The sequence below is a fragment of the Microbacterium oxydans genome, assembly GCF_026559675.1.
GTDB lineage: Bacteria > Actinomycetota > Actinomycetes > Actinomycetales > Microbacteriaceae > Microbacterium > Microbacterium oxydans_D.
Genome location: NZ_CP092891.1, coordinates 605,543 through 625,952 on the forward strand (window position 1 = coordinate 605,543; position 20,410 = coordinate 625,952).

The window sequence follows — 20,410 nt, forward strand, 5'->3', positions numbered from 1 at the left end:
CAGGACCGCGCCCGAGGTCCATAGTTGGCTCGTGGAATTCGAGGGTGGTGCCTCGTTGTCTCTCACCTGGGCGCATCGTGCCGAGCAGTCGGCGCACGCCTGGGAGCAGAGTCACGCCAGGGGAGAGGTCCCGAGCATCTGGCCGTACGGACTGGATGCGCTGCGCGAGCATGCCGCGGTCGAGGTGATCGATCTCCCCGCCCCCGGTCGTGTCGCGCGGGCGCGGGCGCGGCTGGCTCTGGGACCACGTCCCGTCGACGGCCTCGCGCTCACCTGGGACGAGAACACCGCCTATCGTCTGCAGACCCTCCACCCGCGCGCGCACTTCGCCACCGGGGTGATCTGGCTGACGGATCTGGCCGGCGCCGGCGCGCCCCCGACCCGCCTGATCTCGATGCTGAGCGGGGCCGACTCCGTCTGGGTGCTCAGCGAGGCGCAGATCGTGCCGCTCCGGCAGGTGGTGGGCGCCCGGGGGGCGCAGGTCTTCGCGGTGCCCTTCGGCATCGACAGCGAGTTCTTCGGCACGCGTCCGTACCCGGATCGCGCGCGTGTGGTGAGCGTCGGCAACGACAGGGACCGCGATCCGGCCACCCTCTACGCCGCGCTCGCCCGGGTGCTCGCCGTGCGTCCGGACACCGAGGTGATCGTGCAGACGACCTCCGATCTCGCGCCGCCCGAGGGCGTGCGGGTGATCCGTCACATGCCGCACGCGGAGCTGCGCGATCTGTACGCGACCGCGAGCGTCGTCGTGACCTCGACCCGGCCGAACCTGCACGCCTCGGGCATGACGGTCGCGCTCGAAGCGCTCGCGACCGGCCGGCCGGTCGTCGTCACAGCGACCCCCGGAATGGATCAGTACGTGAGCGAGGGGCGCACCGGACACCTGGTTCCACCGGGAGAGCCGGGGGAGCTCGCCGCCGCCCTGCTGGGCCTGCTGGCCGATCCGACGCGCGCGGCCGAGCTCGGACGGAACGGCCGCGTCGAGGTGGAACGCCACTTCACGACGCAGATCATGGTCGCGGCCCTGGTCCAGGGCCTGCGGCAGCGGGTGTGAGAGTCGACGCGACCTAGCGCTTCGCGCCGCGCTTGACCCGCACCGCCTCCCGGAACGCGTCGGCGTGAGCCCGACCGGCGTCGGCCCAGTCGCGGCGTGAGAGGTCGGGTGAGCCGGTGAGCATCGTCGCGGCACGCCACGCCTCGACGACCGTCGGCGCGTCGAGGTCTCCGTCGTACATGAGCACCCAGTCCTGGCCGACCTCGCGTCCGAGGGCCTCGTTCGCCTCGTTGCGGGGCACGAGCACGGGGCGGTCCATGGACAGGGCGGCGAGGACGCTGCCCGAGTTGTGCATGAAGCGGTAGGCCAGCACGATGAGGTCGGACGACGTCGCGAGCTGGACGAGTTCCGCATCGCTGAGGAAGTCGAGGTGGAGGTCGACGCCGGGAAGATCCGCGGTCCGCTCCCGGAGGTCGTCGCCGAGCTCGGGGGTGGAGGGTCGCCCGCCGATCCGCAGGCTCAGCGCCGGTTCGGTCGCCACCGCCTCCGCATAGGCGTCGATGAACCCCTCCAGGCCCTTGTACCGGCGGATCCCGCCGAACGAGCCGAGCTGCCCGCGCACGCGCTCGGCGGAGGGGAACTTGGCGTACCAGCCCCGGTAGTCGCCGTGCAGGATCAGGCTGTGCGGCGTTCCGGCAGGGAGCGGAGTCGTCTCGTTGATGACGATCCGGTAGTCGGTGTGACGGTCGATGAAACGCAGCAGCCAGAGCCGCGGCGCGTTGTCGTCGGGGAGCTCGATGTTGTGCACCGTCCGCACCACGGCGATCCGTCGGGACAGGCGGTGCCGGAACACGAGCGCCGTCGTGAGGAGGAACTTCCCCGTGGACTTCCACCAGGTGGAGCCGTGCAGCTTCGCCTCCGGCCAGTGCCAATGGAAGGCGTCGTACCGGCCGAACAGCGCCGTCCCCCAGGAGAAGCGCAGGCGGGTGAGCCCCTCGGTGGCGCCCAGCGCCTCGTCGAGCATCTTGTTGTACGGGTTCGTCGTCGGGCGCGGTGCGCCGAGCGACTGCATCACGCGGATGCCCGAAGCGGGATCGGTCATGGTCGTGTCATCCTCCGATGGGCGACGGTACTCGTCGTAACGACGGCCGAGGGCGGCCGCGATCGTGCCGCGGCCCCGATGGACGAGACGCGTTCCTCTGGCGTGATGGGTGATGTTCGAGGTCAGCGCGCCGAAGGCCCGCCGCAGTCCGCCGACGATGATCCGGGCGATGCCGCCCACCATTGCGCGCACCCGGAGCAGCCCGCGACGGAACCTCCCGTCGGTCAGCTGCAGCTGGATCCGGGTGCCGGCGTTGGCCGAGCTGAACGCGCGCTGCGCCGCCCACGCCCGGCTGAGCCGCGCGGCGACGACGAGGTCTTCCGTCTCGGACTCGTTGCACCACACGATCCGGCCGCCTTGCCGCGCCAGCTGTCGGGAGAAGAGCGTGTCCTCCCCGCCGCCCAGGCCGAGTGACGGATCGAAGCGGAGCCCGAGCCGGCGGATGGCGCGCAGATCGAGCAGCAGGTTCCCCGCCGCAGCGACCTGCAGCACGGTGCCGGTCTGGCGGGGCGGTCGGCGGAAGGTGCCCGAGGCGAGCAGCCAGGGGTCGACGTCGTCGTCGAACACGGAGATGACGCGACCCATCACGGCGTCGGCGCCGTACTCGCGCCAGACCGAGACGAGTGCGGAGAGCCAGGCCTCCCGCGGGATCTCGTCGTCGTCGATGAACGCGACGAGGTCGCGGTCGGCGCACTCGTCCAGGATGCGGTTGCGCGCCGCGGCGATGCCCGGCGTCTGCTCGACCACGTAGCGGACCGGCAGGTCGGTGCCCGTCGCCACCTCTCGCGCCGAGCCCTCCGGGTCGTTGTCGACGACGAGCACGTCGATCTCGATGCCGAGGTCGGCGCACTCCGCGATGCGCGCGGGCAGCGTGCGCAGCAGCGCGTCGAGGAGTTCCGGTCGGCGGTACGTGGGCACGCCGATCGTCACAGCGATCACGTCGCTCGATTCCGGTCCCCTGGTCATCCGCCCCCATCCCCATGGCAGTCGTGCGCCTCGACTCCGACGCCGGCTCATCGTATCGTGAACCCGATGCCGGTCTCCGGAGGCACCTCTCGCGTATAGTCGTTCTCCTGGGAGTCGACGCCGGTCGCGACTCCGGGGAATTCGACCGGCGACCCGAAGCGATCCGTGACCCGGATCCGGGGGGAGGATCGCGTGTCAATCGTGCACGGGCGGTTTGCCGTGGTGGTCGTGAACTACGCCTCCACCGGCCTGCTGCGGCGCAATCTGGTGACCGTCGAGCGTGAAGCGCGGACGATCGATCCGGACGCGATCGTGATCGTGGTCGACAACTGGTCCGGAGCGCAGGAGCGTCGCGCCGTCGGCGACGTCGCGAAGGAGCACGGGTGGCTGCTGGTCGAGCCCGACACGAACTCGGGGTTCGGCGGCGGCGTGAACATCGGCGTGACGCGCGCGCTCGCCGAGGGGGCGACCGACGTCCTCGTCATCAACCCGGATGCGCACATCGACGGCGACTCGCTCCGCCTGCTCGCCGCCGCGACCGCTGACTCGCGCACCACCCTGGCCTCTCCCGTCATCGCCGACTCCGAGGGGCGCACCTGGTTCGCCGGCATCGACCTCCTCCTCGAGGACGGCACGATGCGTGCGCGTCGCAAGCGCGTCGCCGGTGACACGCAGCCGTTCGAGCCCTGGCTGAGCGGGGCCTGCCTGTGGATCACCCGCGAGCTGTGGGAGCTCTCCGGCGGCTTCGACGACGACTACTTCCTGTACTGGGAGGACGTCGACTTCTCCCGGAGGGTCGTGGCGGCCGGGGGTGAGCTCGCGCTCGTCGAGGACGCTCGGGCGGTGCACGACGAGGGCGGCACCCAGCGGGTCGAGCCCGAGGCGTCGCGCGCGAAATCCGAGGGCTACTACTACTACAACATCCGCAACCGGATGCTCTTCGCCGTGCGTCACCTCGACGACGCGGCCGTGCAGCGGTGGCGGCGCTCGATCCCGCGCACCGCCCGCGAGGTGATCCTCCGCGGCGGACGCCGGCAGCTCATCCAGTCGCCTGCCCCGATCCGCGCGTACCTCCGCGGCGTGCGCGAGGCGCGGCGGATCGCCAGGGTTCACGGGACGGACCAGAAGGGCAGGAAATGGTCGTAGACGCATATCACCGTCTCGCGCGGGCGCAAAAGGGGCATGCCCGGGGGGCGCCCGCGTACTCCGTCTACGTGAATCGGCGGATCGGGCGGGTCCTCGCCGCCGTCGCGTACCGGATCGGCCTCACGCCGAATCAGGTCTCGATCATCAGCGCCGTGCACTCCTTCGTGGCGATCGGCCTCATCGCGTTCGGTCCGGTGAACGTGCCGATGGGCATCCTGATCGCGGTGCTGCTCGTGCTCGGCTACGCCTGGGACTCGGCGGACGGGCAGGTCGCCCGACTGCGCGGGGGCGGGAGCGCGCAGGGCGAATGGCTCGATCATTTCATCGACACGCTCAAGATCGCCTCGCTGCACCTGGCGGTGCTGATCGGCCTCTACCGCGTCCTCCCGGAGACGCCGCTGCTCCTGCTGATCCCGATCGTGTTCAGCATCGTGGCCACGACGACGTTCTCGGGCATGCTCCTCAACGACCTGCTCAAGGGCAAGCACGCGGTCGCGTCGACGCACGAGCGCGGCGGTGGCACGCTCCTGCGCTCGCTCGTCCTCCTGCCCACCGACTTCGGCCTGGTGTGCCTGGTCTTCGTGCTGTGGGGCTGGACCCCGGCGTTCCTCGTCGGCTACGGCGCTCTCTGCGCCGCGGCGGTCCTGTTCCTCGCGCTCGCCGCGGTGAAGTGGTTCCGTGAGATCGGAAGGCTGGGTGCCGACGCATGACTGGCGAGAAGATCCTCGTGGTGTGCGCCGCCAACGTCTGCCGCTCGCCGCTCGCCGAGCTCGCGCTGCGGCGGGGTCTCGGGGCGGACTCCACGATCCAGGTCGACAGTGCCGGCATCCGCGCGACCGCCGGGGATCCGATCTGCACCCTCGTCGCGTCCGTCCATGAAGACGAGGAGTGGCGCGCGCAGGCGCAGACGCATCGCGCCAAGCCCGTCACGCTCGAACTCCTCGAGCAGTCGAGCATCGTCCTCGCCGCTTCGCGCGACATCCGCGGCGACCTGGTGCGGCTCGCCCCGCGATCACGGGACTGGATGTTCACGATCAAGGAGGCGGCTCATCTGGGCGCCGGCTTCTCCTCGTCGGCACCGGACCGGGTGGCGGAGTACGTCGCGCATCTCGACCGTGCGCGGTCTCGGGCCGTGCCGCTGGTCGGCTCCGACAGCGCCGGTGATCGATTCCGGCGGCTCCTCGGGATCCGCGACTCCGGCGACCCCGCCAGCATCGCCGACCGGCACGGAAGCCGCGGCCACCGCGACACCATCAGCGAGGTGGAAGCCGCGGTCGCCACGATCCTGGCCCAGCTCGGCGGGCAGCGTCGGCACGCATCCTGAGCGGGGTCTTGTGGATTCCCGCCCTGCGCACTACCATTAGCCGACGCCGCGTTCTGCGTGGTTGAAGGGGAATACCGAGGCCGAGGGGGCCTCGGCGGGGATTCTGGCTTGTGGGGAGCTGCAGTGTTCAACGTTTCATCATGCCGTTCTGGGGACGGCTCTTCGCGCAGACGTGGCGCGATGTTCATCGCGCCTCTGGTCGCGCTCGCACTCCTGACGGCAGGCTGCACCGCAGCCCCTGAGGCCTCGGAGTCTCCTGCGCCCGAGGGCACCAGCACGACCGACTGGACGGCACCCGCCGACCCGGAGGCCGAAGGGCCCACCGAGGCGCCGGCACTGACCGAGGAGAGCGGGAAGCTCGCGGAGCCGATCACCCTCTCCACCGACATGGTCGTCACGATCGACAAGATCGCGACCACGACCATCAAGCCGCAGACGCCCGGCGAGTACGCGGGCTCCGCGGTCGTCGTCACGATCTCGGTGGCCAACGACTCGAAGCGGGCGCAGAGCGTCGACTCGGCCGTGGTCAACCTCGTCACCGATGACGGTGACATCGGCGTCGCCACGACCGCCGGTGGGAACGATCCCCTCTCGGGGGAGCTCGCCGCGGGCTCCGAGGCGACGGGGACCTACGTCTTCATGCTCGACCCGACGAAGGGGCGCTCGGTGAAGATCAGCGTCAACTACGCCGCAGGAGAGCCGGTCGCGACCTTCGCCGGCCAGCTGTCCTGACACACGCTTTTCGCATCTCGCTGTAATCGGCAAAGCAACACACTCACACTTTCGAAGAAGAAAACTGGCGGCTGGGGAGTCACTATGGGGAACACATCGACCTCGAGGCGGGCGCTGAGCGCTCTCGCCTCCGTCGTGACGGCGGCGTTGCTCGTCGCGGGCATGACGACGTTGGGCGCGCAGGCGGCATCGGCGGACGTGCCGTCGACGCCACCGCCGCTGCTGCAGCGTGACGAGAACGTCGTCACGTCGGATCCGATTCCGACGGTGCAGATCGACAACGGCTATGTCTGGTCGCAGACCGTCATCGGCTCGACCGTGTACGCGGTGGGCAAGTTCGACAACGCCCGTGCGCCCCTGGCGGTGCCGGGAACGAGCCTGACGGCCCGCTCCAACGTGCTCGCCTACGACATCAACACCGGACAGCTGCTGTCGTTCGCGCCGCAGGTCAACGGTGTCATCAAGGCCGTCGCGGCCTCGCCCGACGGCAGCCGCATCTACATCGGCGGATCCTTCAACTCGGTCAACGGCCAGACGCGCTGGAACTTCGCGGCTCTCGACGCCGTCACCGGTCAGCTCGTCCCCGGATTCTCTCCGTCGATCGGCGGCAGCGGCGTCTACGCCCTCGCCACCTCCGGATCGAGCGTCTACGTGGGCGGCCTGTTCACCCAGGGCAACGCCACGGCACGGAAGAACCTGGCGGCGTTCAGCGCCACCAACGGCGCACTGCTGAGCTGGGCACCGCAGACCGACCTCCAGGTCGACGCGATGGTCATGGACCCTGCCGGACAGAACGTCATCGCCGCCGGGCGCTTCTCGCAGGTGAACGGTGACCTGACCATGCGCGGCACCGCCGCCCTGGACAAGACGACCGGTGCCCTCGACACCGCCTGGGCACTGCCGCAGACGGTCAAGAACGGGTCGAACACCGGTGCCAACTCGGGCAAGGCGGGCATCTTCGGCCTGGCCGCCGACTCCACGGCCGTCTACGGCACCGGCTGGGTGTACGCCGACGCCGCGACCGGAAACCTCGAGGGGACGTTCGCTGCCGAGGCCGGCACCGGACAGGTCCGCTGGATCGCCGACTGCCTCGGCGACCACTACGGCGTGTACTCGACCGGCAAGGTCGTCTACACGACGAGCCACACGCATGCCTGCGGGACGATGAGCCTGCACCCCGAGCAGAACCCGCGCACGCACCGCTACTCCGAGGCGTACACGGCCGATGCTCGCGGCTCGCTGGGCAACCAGCCCGCGGCCGGTGGCACGTACAAGAACTGGGCGGGCACGCCCGCACCGTCGCCCTACGCCTGGACGCCCGACTGGGCCGTCGGCGTGACGACGGGAATGGGCCAGGCCGGACTCTCCATCACCGGAGCCGGCAACATGATCTCGATCGGCGGCGAGTTCCGCTCCGTGAACAACGGACGCTTCGAGGGACTCGTGCGCTTCTCGACGAACCCTCCCGGCGGAGCCAAGGACGGCCCGCGCCTGTCCGCGGCGAACTGGACCGGCACCGCGCAGTCGTTCATCCCCGGCCGGGTCCGGGTCTCGATCCCGGCGAACTGGGACCGTGACGACCTCACGCTCACGTATGAGCTGCGCCGCACCGGCACGGCCACCCCGGTCGCCACGACGACGGCCAAGGGCACCTGGTGGAACCGCCCGGCGGTCATCCTGGAAGACAAGACGGCACCTCCCGGCTCGCAGCAGGAGTACACGGTCGTCGCGAAGGACGGGAACGGCAACAGCGTCAGCAGTCAGGCCATGACGGCGACGGTGACCGCGGGAGCCGTCTCGAGCTACGTCAACGCCGTCTCGGCCGACGAGCCGCAGCTGTACTACCCGCTGGGTACTGCGGCCCAGGACTGGGCCGGCGCGAACACCCCCGTGTTCGGATCGGGCGTCACGTCGTCGACCTCCGGCGTCGAGAACACCGCCACCGGTGCCTCGACGTTCACCGGAACCACCACGGGGCGTGTCTCCACGACGGACAAGGTCGCGGCTCCCGAGGAGTTCTCGACGGAGCTCTGGTTCAAGACGAACACCACGACCGGCGGCAAGCTGATCGGCTACGGCGCTGCGGCGACCGGAGACTCGACCAGCTATGACCGGCACCTCTACATGACGAACAACGGTCGGCTCGTCTTCGGCACCTACAACGGGAGCACGCAGACGATCCAGAACAACACCGCTCTCAACAACAACGCCTGGCACCACGCTGTGGCGACGCAGAGCGCGGCGGGTATGAAGCTCTACGTCGACGGCGAACTCGTCGCCTCCGACGCGGGCGCGACCACGGCGGAGAACTACGTCGGGTACTGGCGCATCGGCGGGGACAACCTCACCAGCTGGCCCTCGGCGCCGAGCTCCAAGTACTTCAAGGGAGCGCTCGATGAGGTCGCGGTCTACCCGTACGCACTGACGCAGACCCAGGTGCAGACGCACTACGGCATCGGCAAGGGCTTCCAGGCCCCGACGGCGTCGTTCACCGCGACGGCGACCGACCTCGACGTGGCCTTCGACGCGAGCGCCTCCGCTCCGGCGGGTTCCGCCACCATCGCCGGCTACCGCTGGGACTTCGGTGACGACTCGGCCACGGGCACGGGCAAGACGGTCTCGCACACCTACGCGGCGACCGGCACCTACACGGCTCGGCTCACGGTCACGGACAGCAATGGGCTGGCCACGACGGTCGAGAAGCCGGTCGTGGTGCAGGCGGCGAACGTGCTGCCGACCGCCTCGTTCGAGCTGACCGGCACCGGTCTGTCGGTCTCCGCCGACGCCTCGGCGTCCACCGACTCCGACGGCACCATCGCCTCGTACGCGTGGAACTGGGGCGACGGATCGACCTCGACGGGTCAGGTCGCGAACCACGTGTACGCGACGCCGGGCACCCGCACGGTGACCCTGACCGTCACCGACAACCGGGGCGGGACCGCGTCGACCACGCGGCAGGCCGCTGCGACCCATGCGGACCCCGTCGCGGCCTTCACCTCGACCGCGTCCGGTCTGAGCGTGAGCGTCTCGGGCTCCGGCTCGAGCGCATCCGACGGCGCGACGCTGTCCTACTCCTGGAACTGGGGCGACGGCACTCCCGCCGGAACGGGCGTCACCGCCGGCCACACCTACGCGCAGGCCGGAGCACACGACATCACCCTGACCGTGACCGACAGCCTCGGCGGCTCGGCGACCGTCACGAAGTCCGTGACCGTCCAGGCGCAGGTGTTCGCCGCGTCCGATGCTTTCGGTCGCGTCGTGTCGAGTGGCTGGGGCGCGGCTGATGTCGGCGGCACCTGGGCGCCGATGAGCGGCTCGGCCGCCGTCACCTCCGTCGCAGACGGCGTGGGCAAGGTGAACCTGACTCCGGGCGAGACCCGGGAGATGCTCCTGCAGGGAACGTCTCTCCTCGATACCTCGGCGCGCATCAGCTACACGCTGTCCGCCGGTCCGTCGACGGGCGTCGCCTACGAGGGACTGGGCGCACGTCGTTCCGGCTCGAACGGCTACCGCGCACTGGCGTGGCACCGTGCGGACGGGACCACGTGGCTCGTGATCCACCGCAACGGCACGGCGATCGCCAGCACGGCCGTCTCCGGCCTGACCTGGACCGCGGGGAGCACGTTCAACCTCCTGATGGAGACGACCGGCTCCGGCACCACGACGATCCGCGCCAAGCTGTGGGCGGGCGGGGCAGCAGAGCCCGCCACCTGGCAGCTGTCCACCACGGACGCGACGCCGGCCCTGCAGGTCGCGGGGGCACCGACGGTGTTCTCCTACCGTGCCGGCAGTGCGACCGGGACCAACATCGTGAGCTTCGACGACTTCTCCGTGAAGAACCTCGGCGCCGCGGCACCGGATCCCGATCCTCAGCCCGAGCCCGAGCCCACCAACGTCGCACCGACGGCGGCGTTCACGGCCACGGCGACCGCGCTGACGGTCAACGTCGACGGAAGCGCGTCGACCGATTCCGACGGGACCATCGCCTCCTACGCGTGGAACTTCGGCGACGGGACGACGGGCACCGGAGCGACGGCCACGCGCACCTACACGGCGGCGGGCACCTACACCGTGTCGCTGACCGTGAAGGACAACAAGGGTGCGACGCACACCGCGACCAAGCAGGTCACGGTCACGGCGCCTCCGGTCGATCCGGACCCGGACCCGAACCCCGCTCCGCTCGCGGGCGATGAGTTCGACCGCACCGCGGGTCCCGGCTGGGGCAGCGCAGTCACGGGTGGCGCATGGACGATCGCCGGTGGGTCGCAGGCGGCCGCCACCGTCGCCGACGGCCAGGGCAAGCTGGCCCTGATCGCGGGGGACACCCGGCACGCCACGCTCAACACCACCTCGATCGCCGATGCGGTGCTCGAGACGCAGTTCCGTGTCGACCAGGCGCCGGCGGCGGGAGGCGCGTACATCGGCGTCATCGCCCGACAGTCCGCCGCGGGGAAGTACTTCGTCCGCGCCTGGCTGCGTCCTGACGGCACCGTCTGGCTCGTGGCGCACCGCGAGGGAACCGTGCTGCTCACGCAGGCCGTGCCCGGTCTCACCTGGTCGGCGAACACCTCCTACAACCTGAAGGTGTCCGTCACCGGAACGTCCTCGGCGACCCTGTCGGCGAAGTTCTGGGCGACGGGTGGCACCGAGCCGGCGAACTGGCAGCTCAACGCCACGGATGCGACGCCCCTGGGCGCCGGTGCCGTCGGCCTGAGCGGCAACCGGTCGGGGAGCTCGACCGCGGCACTGGGCGTCTCTTTCGATTCGTTCCGCGTCACCGCGCCCCAGTAAGATCCAGACGCATGGCCACTGCTGTTCCGATCGCGCTCCTCGCCGTCGGAGGAATCGCAGCAGTGGCCATCGTCGTGTTCGTCCTCCGGCTGCTGCCGCGGGCCGCATTCGTGGTGTGGGCCTGCGTGCTCTTCTTCATCCCGCTCTGGGTGGGCGTGAACATCGGCTTCTACTGGGCTGCGATCACGCTGCTCACCGCGCTGATGATCCTCGTCAACTGGTCCGTCGTACCGCTTCGGGCCGCCGACGCCTGGGTCGCGGTGTTCATCCTGGTCGTGGTCGGCCTGTACGGCTTCGGCTCCGTCGACCTCCCGTCCCTCGTCGCGGCGCTGCTCGAATGGGTGATCCCGTACATCTGGGGGCGGGTCGTGCTCGCGCGGGTCGCGCCCGAATGGGTGACGTCGACGATCGCGGTCGTCGCCATCGTGGCGGCGACCCTCGCCGTCGTCGAGTTCTTCACCTCGTTCAACCCGTTCGTGCTCATCCCGGGTTCCGGCGTCGTCTACGACACCTGGAGTCCGCTGCAGGAGCGCGGGGGCGTGTTGCGCGTGGAAGGGGCGTTCGGACACTCGATCGCGCTGGGCGCGGCCCTGGCGATGTCGTCCGCGTTCGTCGTCGCCACCAAGTGGAGGCTGCTGCCCAAGATCAGCGGCATCGTGATCATCGCGGTCGCCACGGTGCTCACCTTCAGCCGTGTGGGACTTCTCACGCTCGTCCTCACGCTCGTGCTCTCGACGTTCCTGATCGTGGGCGTCTCCACGCGGTTCCGGGTGACCGTGGCGCTTGCCGGCGTCATCGGCACGGCCATCGTCATCCCGATCATCGACACCGTCTTCGGCGCCGCAGGGGAGGAGGCCGGCGGCAGCGCGGACTATCGCACCGATCTGCTGGTGCTCCTCGAGCAGGTGCAGCTGTTCGGCAACCCGGGCGACTGGCATTCGCTGGTCTCCGGCGACTACTACCTGGGCTACTTCGCCCGCTCCGTCGACAACGCCCTGGTCCTCACCCTGCTCCGCTACGGCTACGTGCCGACGCTGCTGATCATGGCGGCGGTGGTGTGCGCGGCGGTGATGGCGTGGAAGCGCTCGACGCGGAGTCCGGCATCGCTCGCGGTCGTCGGACAGCTCCCGAGCCTCGTCGTCGTCGCGCTGATCACGCAGTACAGCATGTTCCTCTGGTTCTGCGTGGGGCTGGCCATCACGTGGGCGAGGGACTCGGACGCCCTTCGCGGGGCGCCCGGCGCGTCGTCGGAGGTCGGATCCGGGTGGTCGGAGGGCGCGCGGATGCCCCTCGGGACGTCACCGCCGCAACCATCGTCGTGAGGGTGCCGAAACGGTGATTCCTCTAGTATCGAAGTCTCAGGGGGAATGGGGAGTCATGGGCGAGAGCCGGGTCAGTCTGCGCGTCATAGCCAGTTCGCTGCGGAAATTCTGGTGGCTGATCGTGCTGTCGGCGGTCCTCGGCGCGGCGGGCTCCTACGGGTACGCCTCGCTGCAGACGCCGTTGTTCCAGGCGACCACCTCGCTCTACTTCGCCCTCAATCAGGGCACCAGCGCCTCCGACCTCAACCAGGGTTCGGTGTACACGCAGAGCCAGATGCTCTCGTTCGCCCAGCTCGCCACGAGCTCGCGCGTGCTCGAGCCGGTCATCGAAGAGCTCGGCCTCGACACCACGCCGCGTGCGCTCGCCCGCGACATCGAGGTCTCGATCCCGCAGAGCACGGTCACCCTGCGCATCACCGGGATCACCGATGACGCCGAGGCGGCGGCCGAGCTGGCGAATGCGGTCGCGGATCAGCTCATCGTCGTGGTCAAGGATGTGGCTCCGAAGGATCCTCAGGGCGAGTCCACCATCACGGCCCAGGTGATCGACGACGCGGTCGTGCCCGAGTTCCAGTTCACGCCGAGCAAGCCGCGCGACGCGCTCCTCGGCGGCTTCCTCGGCGGCGTCCTGGGGCTCGCGGTGGCGGTGCTGATCGGCGTGCTCGACACGCGTGTGCGCAACGAGGAGGCTCTGACCCAGGCGGGTGGAGACCCCGTGCTCGGTGTCGTCTCGAAGTCGCCGCTGCTCGCGACGCGGGGGATCGCCGTCTCGCAGGAGCCGCTCGGACACACCTCGGAGGAGTTCCGCCGCATCCGCTCGGCGCTCGCCTATGCGAACGTGTCGTCCCGCGTGAAGGTTCTGCTGGTCACATCGGGCATGCCCGCGGAGGGCAAGTCGACGATCTCGGTGAACCTCGCGATGACGCTTGCCGGACTCCGCAACTCCGTCCTCCTGATCGATGCCGACATGCGGCGCCCGCGCGCGCACGAGCATGCGGGTATCGACGGCTCGATCGGACTCACGAGCGTGCTGCTGGACGAGGTGGACTTCGAGGTCGCCAAGCACAGCGTCGCCGACAGCACCCTCGACATCCTGCCCGCCGGGACCGTTCCGCCGAACCCGGCGGAGCTGCTCACCTCCTCGCGCATGGCTCAACTGCTCGACTTCGCCGCCGCCGAGTACGACTACGTGGTGATCGACTCGCCTCCGACGCTGAGCGTCGCCGATGCGAACCTCTTCGCCACGCAGACCGACGGCGTGATCCTCGTCGTGGACGCGACCAAGACGCGTCGCGCCGCGCTGGCGAAGAGCATCAAGTCGCTCGAGTCGGGCGGTGCCCGCATCCTCGGGACGGTGCTCAACCGTGCGCGTCCCGACCGTCATCGCAGCGAGTACTACAGCGACTGAGCCCCCGCGGCGCGCGGCGTGAGCGGCGGACGGAGCGAGTGCTCCATATCGGTATTTGCGTCGTACAGGTTTGTCTTGCCCGGATACCCGGGTTAGTCTTCATGAGTTGCGAGGGGGGCTCGCTCTTTGCCGCCGGGGTTTAAACTGCGGCGAAGGTGCTGGTTGATCGTAGAATCTCCCCAGAAGACGGTGACATCGTGTCCTTTCCGTTCCTCCCCCGCGCGTCATCTCGTATGACCGCTCTTCCGCCGCGGCGTCGCCGCGTCCGAACCACCGCCGGTGCACTCGCCGCGGTCCTCGCCGCGACCGCGGTGTTGACGGCGTTCCCGGCCTCCGCTCTCGCGGACAGCCCGCGCGCCTCGGCGCAACCGACAGGCGGCGCGCAGCCGGCAGCCGCCGTGCGATCGGCCGCCGCGACGTCGACGTCGGTCATCGACGACAAGATGGAGCGCGCCGTCCGCTCGGGATGGGGATCCTCGCCCGTCGGTGCCTGGCGCGTGGTCGAAGGCACCTCGAGCGTCTCGGGCGGCAAAGCCCAGCTCGCGAGCCGCAAGCCCGGGATCACGGCCAGGGCGACGGCAGACGGTGTCAGCGCCGCCGACGTGACCAGCCGGTTCGCCGTCACCGTGCCGACCCTCCCGAAGGGCGGGCCGCTCTACCTGGCCCAGGCCGTGCGCGTGTCGGGCAAGGACTCCTACGGCGTGCGGCTGCGCGTGCATCCGGACGGCTCGGCATACGTGTCGGTCGTCCGCCTCACCGACCTCACCGGCGTCAAGAGTCTCGCCGAACGCCGGCTCCCGCTCACGGTGAAGAACGGCACGACACTGAACGTGGCTCTCAGCGTCACCGGCACGAACCCCGTCGCCCTTTCGGCGAAGGCCTGGGCCGCGGGGGCCGCGGAGCCGGGTGCCTGGCAGGTGTCGTACTCGGACGCGTCCGCCTCGCGGCTCCAGGCCCGTGGCGGCTACGCGTTCGCGCTCTACACCTCTTCGGGAGCGAAGGCGGCTGTTCCGGTGCGGATCGACAACGTGCTCGCCACGACTCCGGTCGTCACGCCCCCGGCACCGAAGCCGACGCCGACGCCCACACCGACGCCCACGCCGGTGCCGACGCCGACTCCCACGCCGACGCCGACGCCGACTCCCACGCCGACGCCGACTCCTGCTCCGGTGCCGACACCCACTCCGACTCCGACGCCGACGCCGACGCCGGCGCCGACGCCCCCGACCGTGCCGGTTCCGCCGACCACCCCCGAAGGCGTGCGCGGCACCCCCGGTGCCGGAGCGCCCGGCTCGCTGTCCTACCCGGCACCGGCGACGGCCGTCTACGCGGCGCCCGGAGGATACGACGGAGCGACCGGAACCCAGAACTCTCCGGTCAAGACCGTCGCGGCCGCGCTGCGACTCGTGCCGAACGGCGGAACGATCGTGCTCCGCGGGGGCACGTATCACGAGGAGATCATCGTCCCGGCGCAGAAGCGCGTCACGATCCAGCCGGCGCCCAACGAGGCGGTCTGGCTCGACGGGACGAAGGTCGTCACGGGCTGGCAGGCATCGGGAAAGACCTGGGTCGTCAGCGGGTGGACCACGGCGCTCGACTCGAGCCCGACGTACACCCAGGGCGCGCCGGACAACACCCAGGCCGAGTGGCGCTTCGTCGACCCCGCCTATCCCATGGCGGCGCATCCTGATCAGGTGTGGATCGCCGGCGCCCCGCTGCGCCAGGTCGGGTCCGCGGCGCAGGTGACGACCGGCACCTTCTTCGTCGACACCGCGGGGAAGCGCCTCGTCATCGGGACGGATCCCACGGGCAAGACGGTCGAGGCGAGCGTGCTCACGCAGGCGCTGTCGATCCGTTCGGCCGGCAGTGAGGTCCGTGGGATCGGCGTCCGCCGCTACGCGACCAGCGTTCCCCAGATGGGAACGGTGATCGCTGCCGCGGCGAACATCTCCCTGACCGACGTCACGATCCGCGACAACTCGACGACGGGCTTCTACTCCTGGGCTCCCGGCACCTCGTTGACCCGGGTCTCGTTGATCGGCAACGGTCTGCTCGGCGGCGGGGCCTCGCAGGCCGACGGCCTCAAGGTCACGAAGATGCTCTCCACCGGCAACAACTCCGAGCGCTTCAACCACTCGCCCGTGTCCGGTGCCTTCAAGGTCACGAGGACGCAGCGGGTGACGGTCACCGACAGCGCGTTCACCGGCAACTACGGACGCGGTCCCTGGTTTGACGAGTCGGTGGTGGACATCGCGTTCACGGGCAACGACGTCATCGGCAACGCCGGCCACGGCCTGCTCGTCGAGCTGTCCGAGCGTGCCGTCGTGGCCGACAACATCATCGCGCGCAACGGTGACTTCGGACTCTTCGTGCTCAATTCCGGAAACGTCAAGATCTGGAACAACACCTTCGTCGGCAACGCGAACCGCAACATCAGCATCGGGCAGGACGCTCGCCGCGCCTCCGACCCGAACGCGGCCGGTCACGACCCGCGGACGCGGTATGCACCGCTGGCGCCGTGGATCGTCCGCAACGTCGTGATGTCGAACAACGTCATGGCGGAGAGCGCCGGCAACTGCCTGGTCTGCGTGCAGGACTACTCGCTGCAGTACACCGGCTCGCAGATGGTGTCGAGCGTCAACGGAAACCTCTATCACCGGACCGCGGCCGGCACCCCGAGATGGTTCTCGGCGTGGTCGAAGGGCGCGGTCTCGAGAGATCCTGCGGTGACCGACACCCTGGCCGCCTTCGCCGCCTCGACCGGGCAGGACCGGCGGTCCCGGTTCGCGGAGGGGACGAGCGTGGTCACCGGTGCGTACGCCCTGCAGCCTGCGTATCGCGCGGTTCAGGCGTCCGTGGCGGTCCCGGTGCCGACGGATGTCGCTTCGGTATCGCGACTCCCCGGTAACAGCGCGACCCTGGGGGCCCTGCCACGGTGACGATGTAGGTATGGGTTCACTTCTCGCTGTCGGCGCCCGCGCGCTGACGATGGTCATCGCGCTGGTCTGTGGCGTTCTCACGACCCGGATGATCATCGGCGGCGCGGGCGTCGACAGCTTCGCCCTCTACACGCTGCTCACCACCATCCCCTCGCTGCTCACCTTCACCGACCTCGGCAGCGGGGCGGTGCTGGTCAATGCGGTGGCGACGAGTGACGATGTGCGCACCGACGAGAAGCTGCGCTACCAGCTGACCTCGGTCGGGCGCGTGCTCCTCATGTTCGCGACGATCGCGATGGCGATCAACACGATCTTCGTGCTCACGGGCGCCTGGGAACTGGTCTTCGGAGAGGCGGGCGGAAGGCCGGGTGCGTCGCTGGCGGCGTTCTACTGCGTGACGATCTTCTGCCTCGGGATCCCGCTCGGGATCTGGGCGCGCATCATGCTCGGGCAGCGCCGGAACCACATCGTGATCCTGCTGCAGGGGCTCATCTCACCGCTCACCCTGGCCGGCGTCTGGCTGATCCTCACGTTCGGCGGCGACGACCTGCACTCCTTCGTGGCCGTGGCGTCGTTCGCGGCCTCGTTCCTGGTGTCCGTGCTGGGCGTGCTCATCACGGCCCGCACCACCTCGCCGTTGATCCCGGCGGCAGCCCGGATGGTCCTGCGTCCTCGTCGCTATCCCGGTGTGCGCGTGATGGATGTCGGCTGGCCGATGCTGGCGCAGATGGTCACCTATCCCATCGCCGTCGGCTCGCAGCGTTACGTGATCGCGCAGCTCGGCGGACCGGCCGACGTGGCCGAGTACGGCGTGGCGGGGCAGGTCTTCTTCGCGCTGAACGGCCTCGTCATGGCGGGCGGGCTCGCGCTCTGGCCGCACTTCGCGCGGATGCGACACGACGGTGGACTCCGCCGCGGACCGTTCCTGCTGTCCGCCCTGTTCGCCGCCGCCATCGCGATCGCGACGGTGATGGTGTGGCTGGTCGGTCCGTGGCTGTTCGGGTTCATCACTCAGGGCGAGCTGACCGTCCGTCCGACCACGATCTTCGCCTTCGGGCTGATGATCATGATGACCGCGGCCGTGTATCCCCTCGGCATGTTCATCATGGACAAGCCGGGCATCCGGTTCCAGGTCATCCCGACGCTCAGCATGGCGGCGGTGGGGATCGTGCTGTCGTTCGTCCTGACACCGGTGCTCGGCATCGCCGGTCCCCTGATCGGAGTCGCCTTCGCGCTCGTCGTGTGCCAGCTGATCCCGTTCTCGATCTACATCGTGCGACATCGCTCGCGCCTCACGGCCGGAAGCCGCGAATCGGTCGCGCAGGCCGGCGACGGCGGCGCGTAGGCGGCGGCCGTCAGCTCAGGACGTGTGCCGTGATGCTCGACCGGTACACAGCCGGAGCGTGGCGGCGAAGCGCCTCGGCACGGCTGTCGGCGACGGTCGAGACCATCTCGTCCCACCGGGTGTCGATGTCGGTGAGCGCGGCCGCGATCGAATCCGGGTCTCCGGGCGTGATGAGCTGCGCGGTCGCGTAGCCGCCGGCCGCCTCGCGCAGCCCGCTGCTGTCGCTCGCGATCACGGGACGCAGTGCGAGGATGCCCTCGACGGCGGTGTTCCCGAACGGCTCGTCGACGCGTGAGGGCACGACGAGCACGTCGGCCTCGGCGAGGAACGGCCAGATGTCCGGATGGAATCCCGCGAAGTCGACCGGGACCCCGGCCTCCGCGGCCTGCTGGCGCAGGTCACGCTCGAACCACTCGTACCCTTCGAAGACGGCGCCGAGGAGGGTGACGTCGACCGGGCGTCCGGCCGCGTGCATCCGAGATGCGGCGTCGATCACGAGGTCGGGGCCCTTGCGCGGCGAGAGGCGTCCGACGTAGAGCACGCGGAGTGCACGCTCGACGCGCGGTCGCGGGGCCAGGGGATGCGGCGGTGACGCGACCCCGTTGTAGACGACGTGCGAGCGGCGGGCGAGAGCGGGGAGCGCGGCGCGGATCGTGTCGAGGCTGAAACGACTGTTCACCAGCGTGCGGTGGGAGGCGAGGTGGGGGGAGTAGAGGATGCCGTTGACGAGGCGGTTGCCCGACGCCTCGGCCTCGTGGACGTGGCTCACCGAGCGCGTGCGCCGCAGCCGCGCGACGAGCGGCCACTGCGGGATGATGATCGTCGAGACGTAGACGACGTCGGGGCGCAGCCGTCCGATCAGTCGCCACGCGGCGCCGAGACCGCGGAAGGTGTCGCGGAAGAGACGCGGAAGCCCGTGCGGTGTCAGCAGGACCTTGCGCAGGACGAGCATCGGGACGATGACGACCTCGGCGCCGGCCGCTACGAGCTCCTGGACGAGGAGTCCGGAGCTCGGCAGAGCGACCACGACGCGGGCGCCCGTCTCGACGAGGCCGATGGCGCTCTCCAGGAGCATCCGGTCGGAGCCGAACAGCTCCGCACCGGGATGCACGAGGAGTACCGTCTGCCGTGACGTGTCGTTGCTCACGGCGCAGCCGATCCGGCAGGTGCGGGAGCCCAGTCGGTTGTCCGGCGCCGAGCGCGCCGGGCGCCCGGATGGATGGTCGAGCGCTCCGCGAGCCGACGGGCCAGAGCTTCGTACTCGTCGGCGACGTCGTCCCAGCGGAAGCGCGTGCGTGCGAGTTCCTGCACAGTCGTCGCGAAGGAGGCGGTCCGCTCCGGATCGGCCTCCGCGGCCATGACGTGCGCGGCGACGTCCTCCGCATCGGAGAAGAACCAGCCGTTGCCGTCGAGCACCTCGCGGTTGAAGGGCACATCGAAGCCGATCACGGCGGTCCCGGCACCCATGGCACGGAGCAGAGAGGGGTTGGTGCCCCCGACCGAGTGGCCGTGCAGGTAGGTCAGCGCGTTCGCGTACAGGGCATCGAGGAGCTCCTGGTCGTAGACCCCGCCGACGAGCCGGATCCGGTCGTCGCTATCGGCCACGCGCTGGATCTCCTGGGTGTACCCGGCGCTGTAGGGTGCGGAGCCGACCACCACGAGCGGCAGCTTCGCGTCGCTGGCGTGATAGCCCTGCACGATCTCGAGCACGTGGTTCTCGGGCTCGAACCGGGCCACCACCACGTGGTACCCGCCGGGCGTGAGGTCCATCTCGGCGACGCCGCGCGCGGGCAGCTCATCGAGAATCGGGGCGCCGTAGCGGATGAGCTCCGTCGGCACGTCGAACTGGTGGCGGTAGTAGTCGGCGATGCCGGGTGCGTCCGCGATCAGCGCGTCGGCGGTGCGGACGCCGAACTGCTCCGCCCAGCGGTAGTACGCCTTGCCGCGCGGTCCCCACTTCGAGCGCCGCCACTCGAGGCCGTCCATGTGCAGCGCGACGGGCGCGCGGCGCATCCGGAGCAGCGGCAGGAACGGCGAGTTGGCGGCGTTGAAGACGAAGGTGGCATCGGGTCGCCGTCGGAACATGAGATGCAGCGCCGACAACCCGGTGTGCGAGAGCGTCTCTACCTGCTTGATCGGCACCGCGGGGAGGTGCACGACCCGCATGCCGAGGTACTCCTTCTCGCGCCGCTCCGAACCGCGGGTGTACACGACGACGTCGTGGCCGCGGTCCGCCAGTCGGCGACCGACCTCCTCGACGGCGGTCTCGAAACCGCCATAGGCCGCGGGCACTCCTCGGGTCCCCACCATCGCGATGGTGAGGCGGTTCGAATTGCTCATC

13 protein-coding genes are annotated in these 20,410 nt (G+C 70.0%); 10 read left to right on the plus strand and 3 right to left on the minus strand.

Annotated elements, in window-relative coordinates:
- Nucleotides 1-31: 31 nt before the first annotated feature.
- Entirely contained in the window at nt 32-1,054 is a 1,023-nt protein-coding gene (locus tag MME74_RS02855) for a glycosyltransferase family 4 protein (protein WP_267417174.1), read from the plus strand.
- Between the two features lie 13 nt (nt 1,055-1,067).
- On the opposite strand, the gene MME74_RS02860 is transcribed toward MME74_RS02855, so the two are convergent.
- Entirely contained in the window at nt 1,068-3,062 is a 1,995-nt protein-coding gene (locus MME74_RS02860) for a glycosyltransferase (protein WP_267417175.1), read from the minus strand.
- Between the two features lie 192 nt (nt 3,063-3,254).
- On the opposite strand from MME74_RS02860, the gene MME74_RS02865 reads away from it, so the two are divergent.
- The 9 genes from MME74_RS02865 to MME74_RS02905 all read left to right on the plus strand — a co-directional run bounded on the left by MME74_RS02865 (nt 3,255) and on the right by MME74_RS02905 (nt 18,069).
- Nucleotides 3,255-4,208, plus strand: a complete 954-nt coding sequence (locus MME74_RS02865) for a glycosyltransferase family 2 protein (protein WP_267417176.1) — start codon at nt 3,255-3,257, stop codon at nt 4,206-4,208.
- Nucleotides 4,199-4,918 (plus strand): CDP-alcohol phosphatidyltransferase family protein, encoded by a 720-nt coding sequence (locus tag MME74_RS02870; RefSeq protein WP_267417178.1) that lies wholly within the window; start codon nt 4,199-4,201, stop codon nt 4,916-4,918. The genes MME74_RS02865 and MME74_RS02870 overlap by 10 nt, the downstream gene beginning before the upstream one ends.
- On the plus strand, nt 4,915-5,532 hold the full coding sequence (locus MME74_RS02875) for a hypothetical protein (protein ID WP_267417179.1): 618 nt from the start codon (nt 4,915-4,917) through the stop codon (nt 5,530-5,532). The genes MME74_RS02870 and MME74_RS02875 overlap by 4 nt, the downstream gene beginning before the upstream one ends.
- Nucleotides 5,533-5,712: 180 nt before the next feature.
- Nucleotides 5,713-6,264, plus strand: coding sequence for a DUF4352 domain-containing protein (locus MME74_RS02880; protein WP_267417180.1), 552 nt, complete (start codon nt 5,713-5,715; stop codon nt 6,262-6,264).
- Nucleotides 6,265-6,348: 84 nt separating this feature from the next.
- Nucleotides 6,349-11,055 carry a PKD domain-containing protein gene (locus MME74_RS02885; RefSeq protein ID WP_267417181.1) on the plus strand — a complete coding sequence of 1,569 codons (4,707 nt, stop codon included), beginning with the start codon at nt 6,349-6,351 and terminating at the stop codon, nt 11,053-11,055.
- A gap of 11 nt (nt 11,056-11,066) precedes the next feature.
- On the plus strand, nt 11,067-12,377 hold the full coding sequence (locus MME74_RS02890; RefSeq protein WP_267417183.1) for a hypothetical protein: 1,311 nt from the start codon (nt 11,067-11,069) through the stop codon (nt 12,375-12,377).
- Between the two features lie 55 nt (nt 12,378-12,432).
- Nucleotides 12,433-13,785, plus strand: coding sequence for a polysaccharide biosynthesis tyrosine autokinase (locus MME74_RS02895; RefSeq protein ID WP_267417184.1), 1,353 nt, complete (start codon nt 12,433-12,435; stop codon nt 13,783-13,785).
- Nucleotides 13,786-14,018: 233 nt separating this feature from the next.
- Nucleotides 14,019-16,724, plus strand: a complete 2,706-nt coding sequence (locus tag MME74_RS02900) for a right-handed parallel beta-helix repeat-containing protein (protein WP_267417185.1) — start codon at nt 14,019-14,021, stop codon at nt 16,722-16,724.
- 10 nt (nt 16,725-16,734) lie between these two features.
- Nucleotides 16,735-18,069 (plus strand): hypothetical protein, encoded by a 1,335-nt coding sequence (locus MME74_RS02905; protein ID WP_267417187.1) that lies wholly within the window; start codon nt 16,735-16,737, stop codon nt 18,067-18,069.
- 10 nt (nt 18,070-18,079) lie between these two features.
- Here the strand turns inward: MME74_RS02905 and MME74_RS02910 are convergent, their stop codons facing one another.
- Nucleotides 18,080-19,216, minus strand: coding sequence for a glycosyltransferase family 4 protein (locus MME74_RS02910; RefSeq protein WP_267417188.1), 1,137 nt, complete (start codon nt 19,214-19,216; stop codon nt 18,080-18,082).
- A complete protein-coding gene (locus MME74_RS02915) occupies nt 19,213-20,409 on the minus strand; it encodes a glycosyltransferase (RefSeq protein WP_267417189.1) in 1,197 nt (398 codons plus the stop codon). Before MME74_RS02915 ends, MME74_RS02910 begins: the two co-directional genes overlap by 4 nt.
- Nucleotide 20,410: the final 1 nt, after the last annotated feature.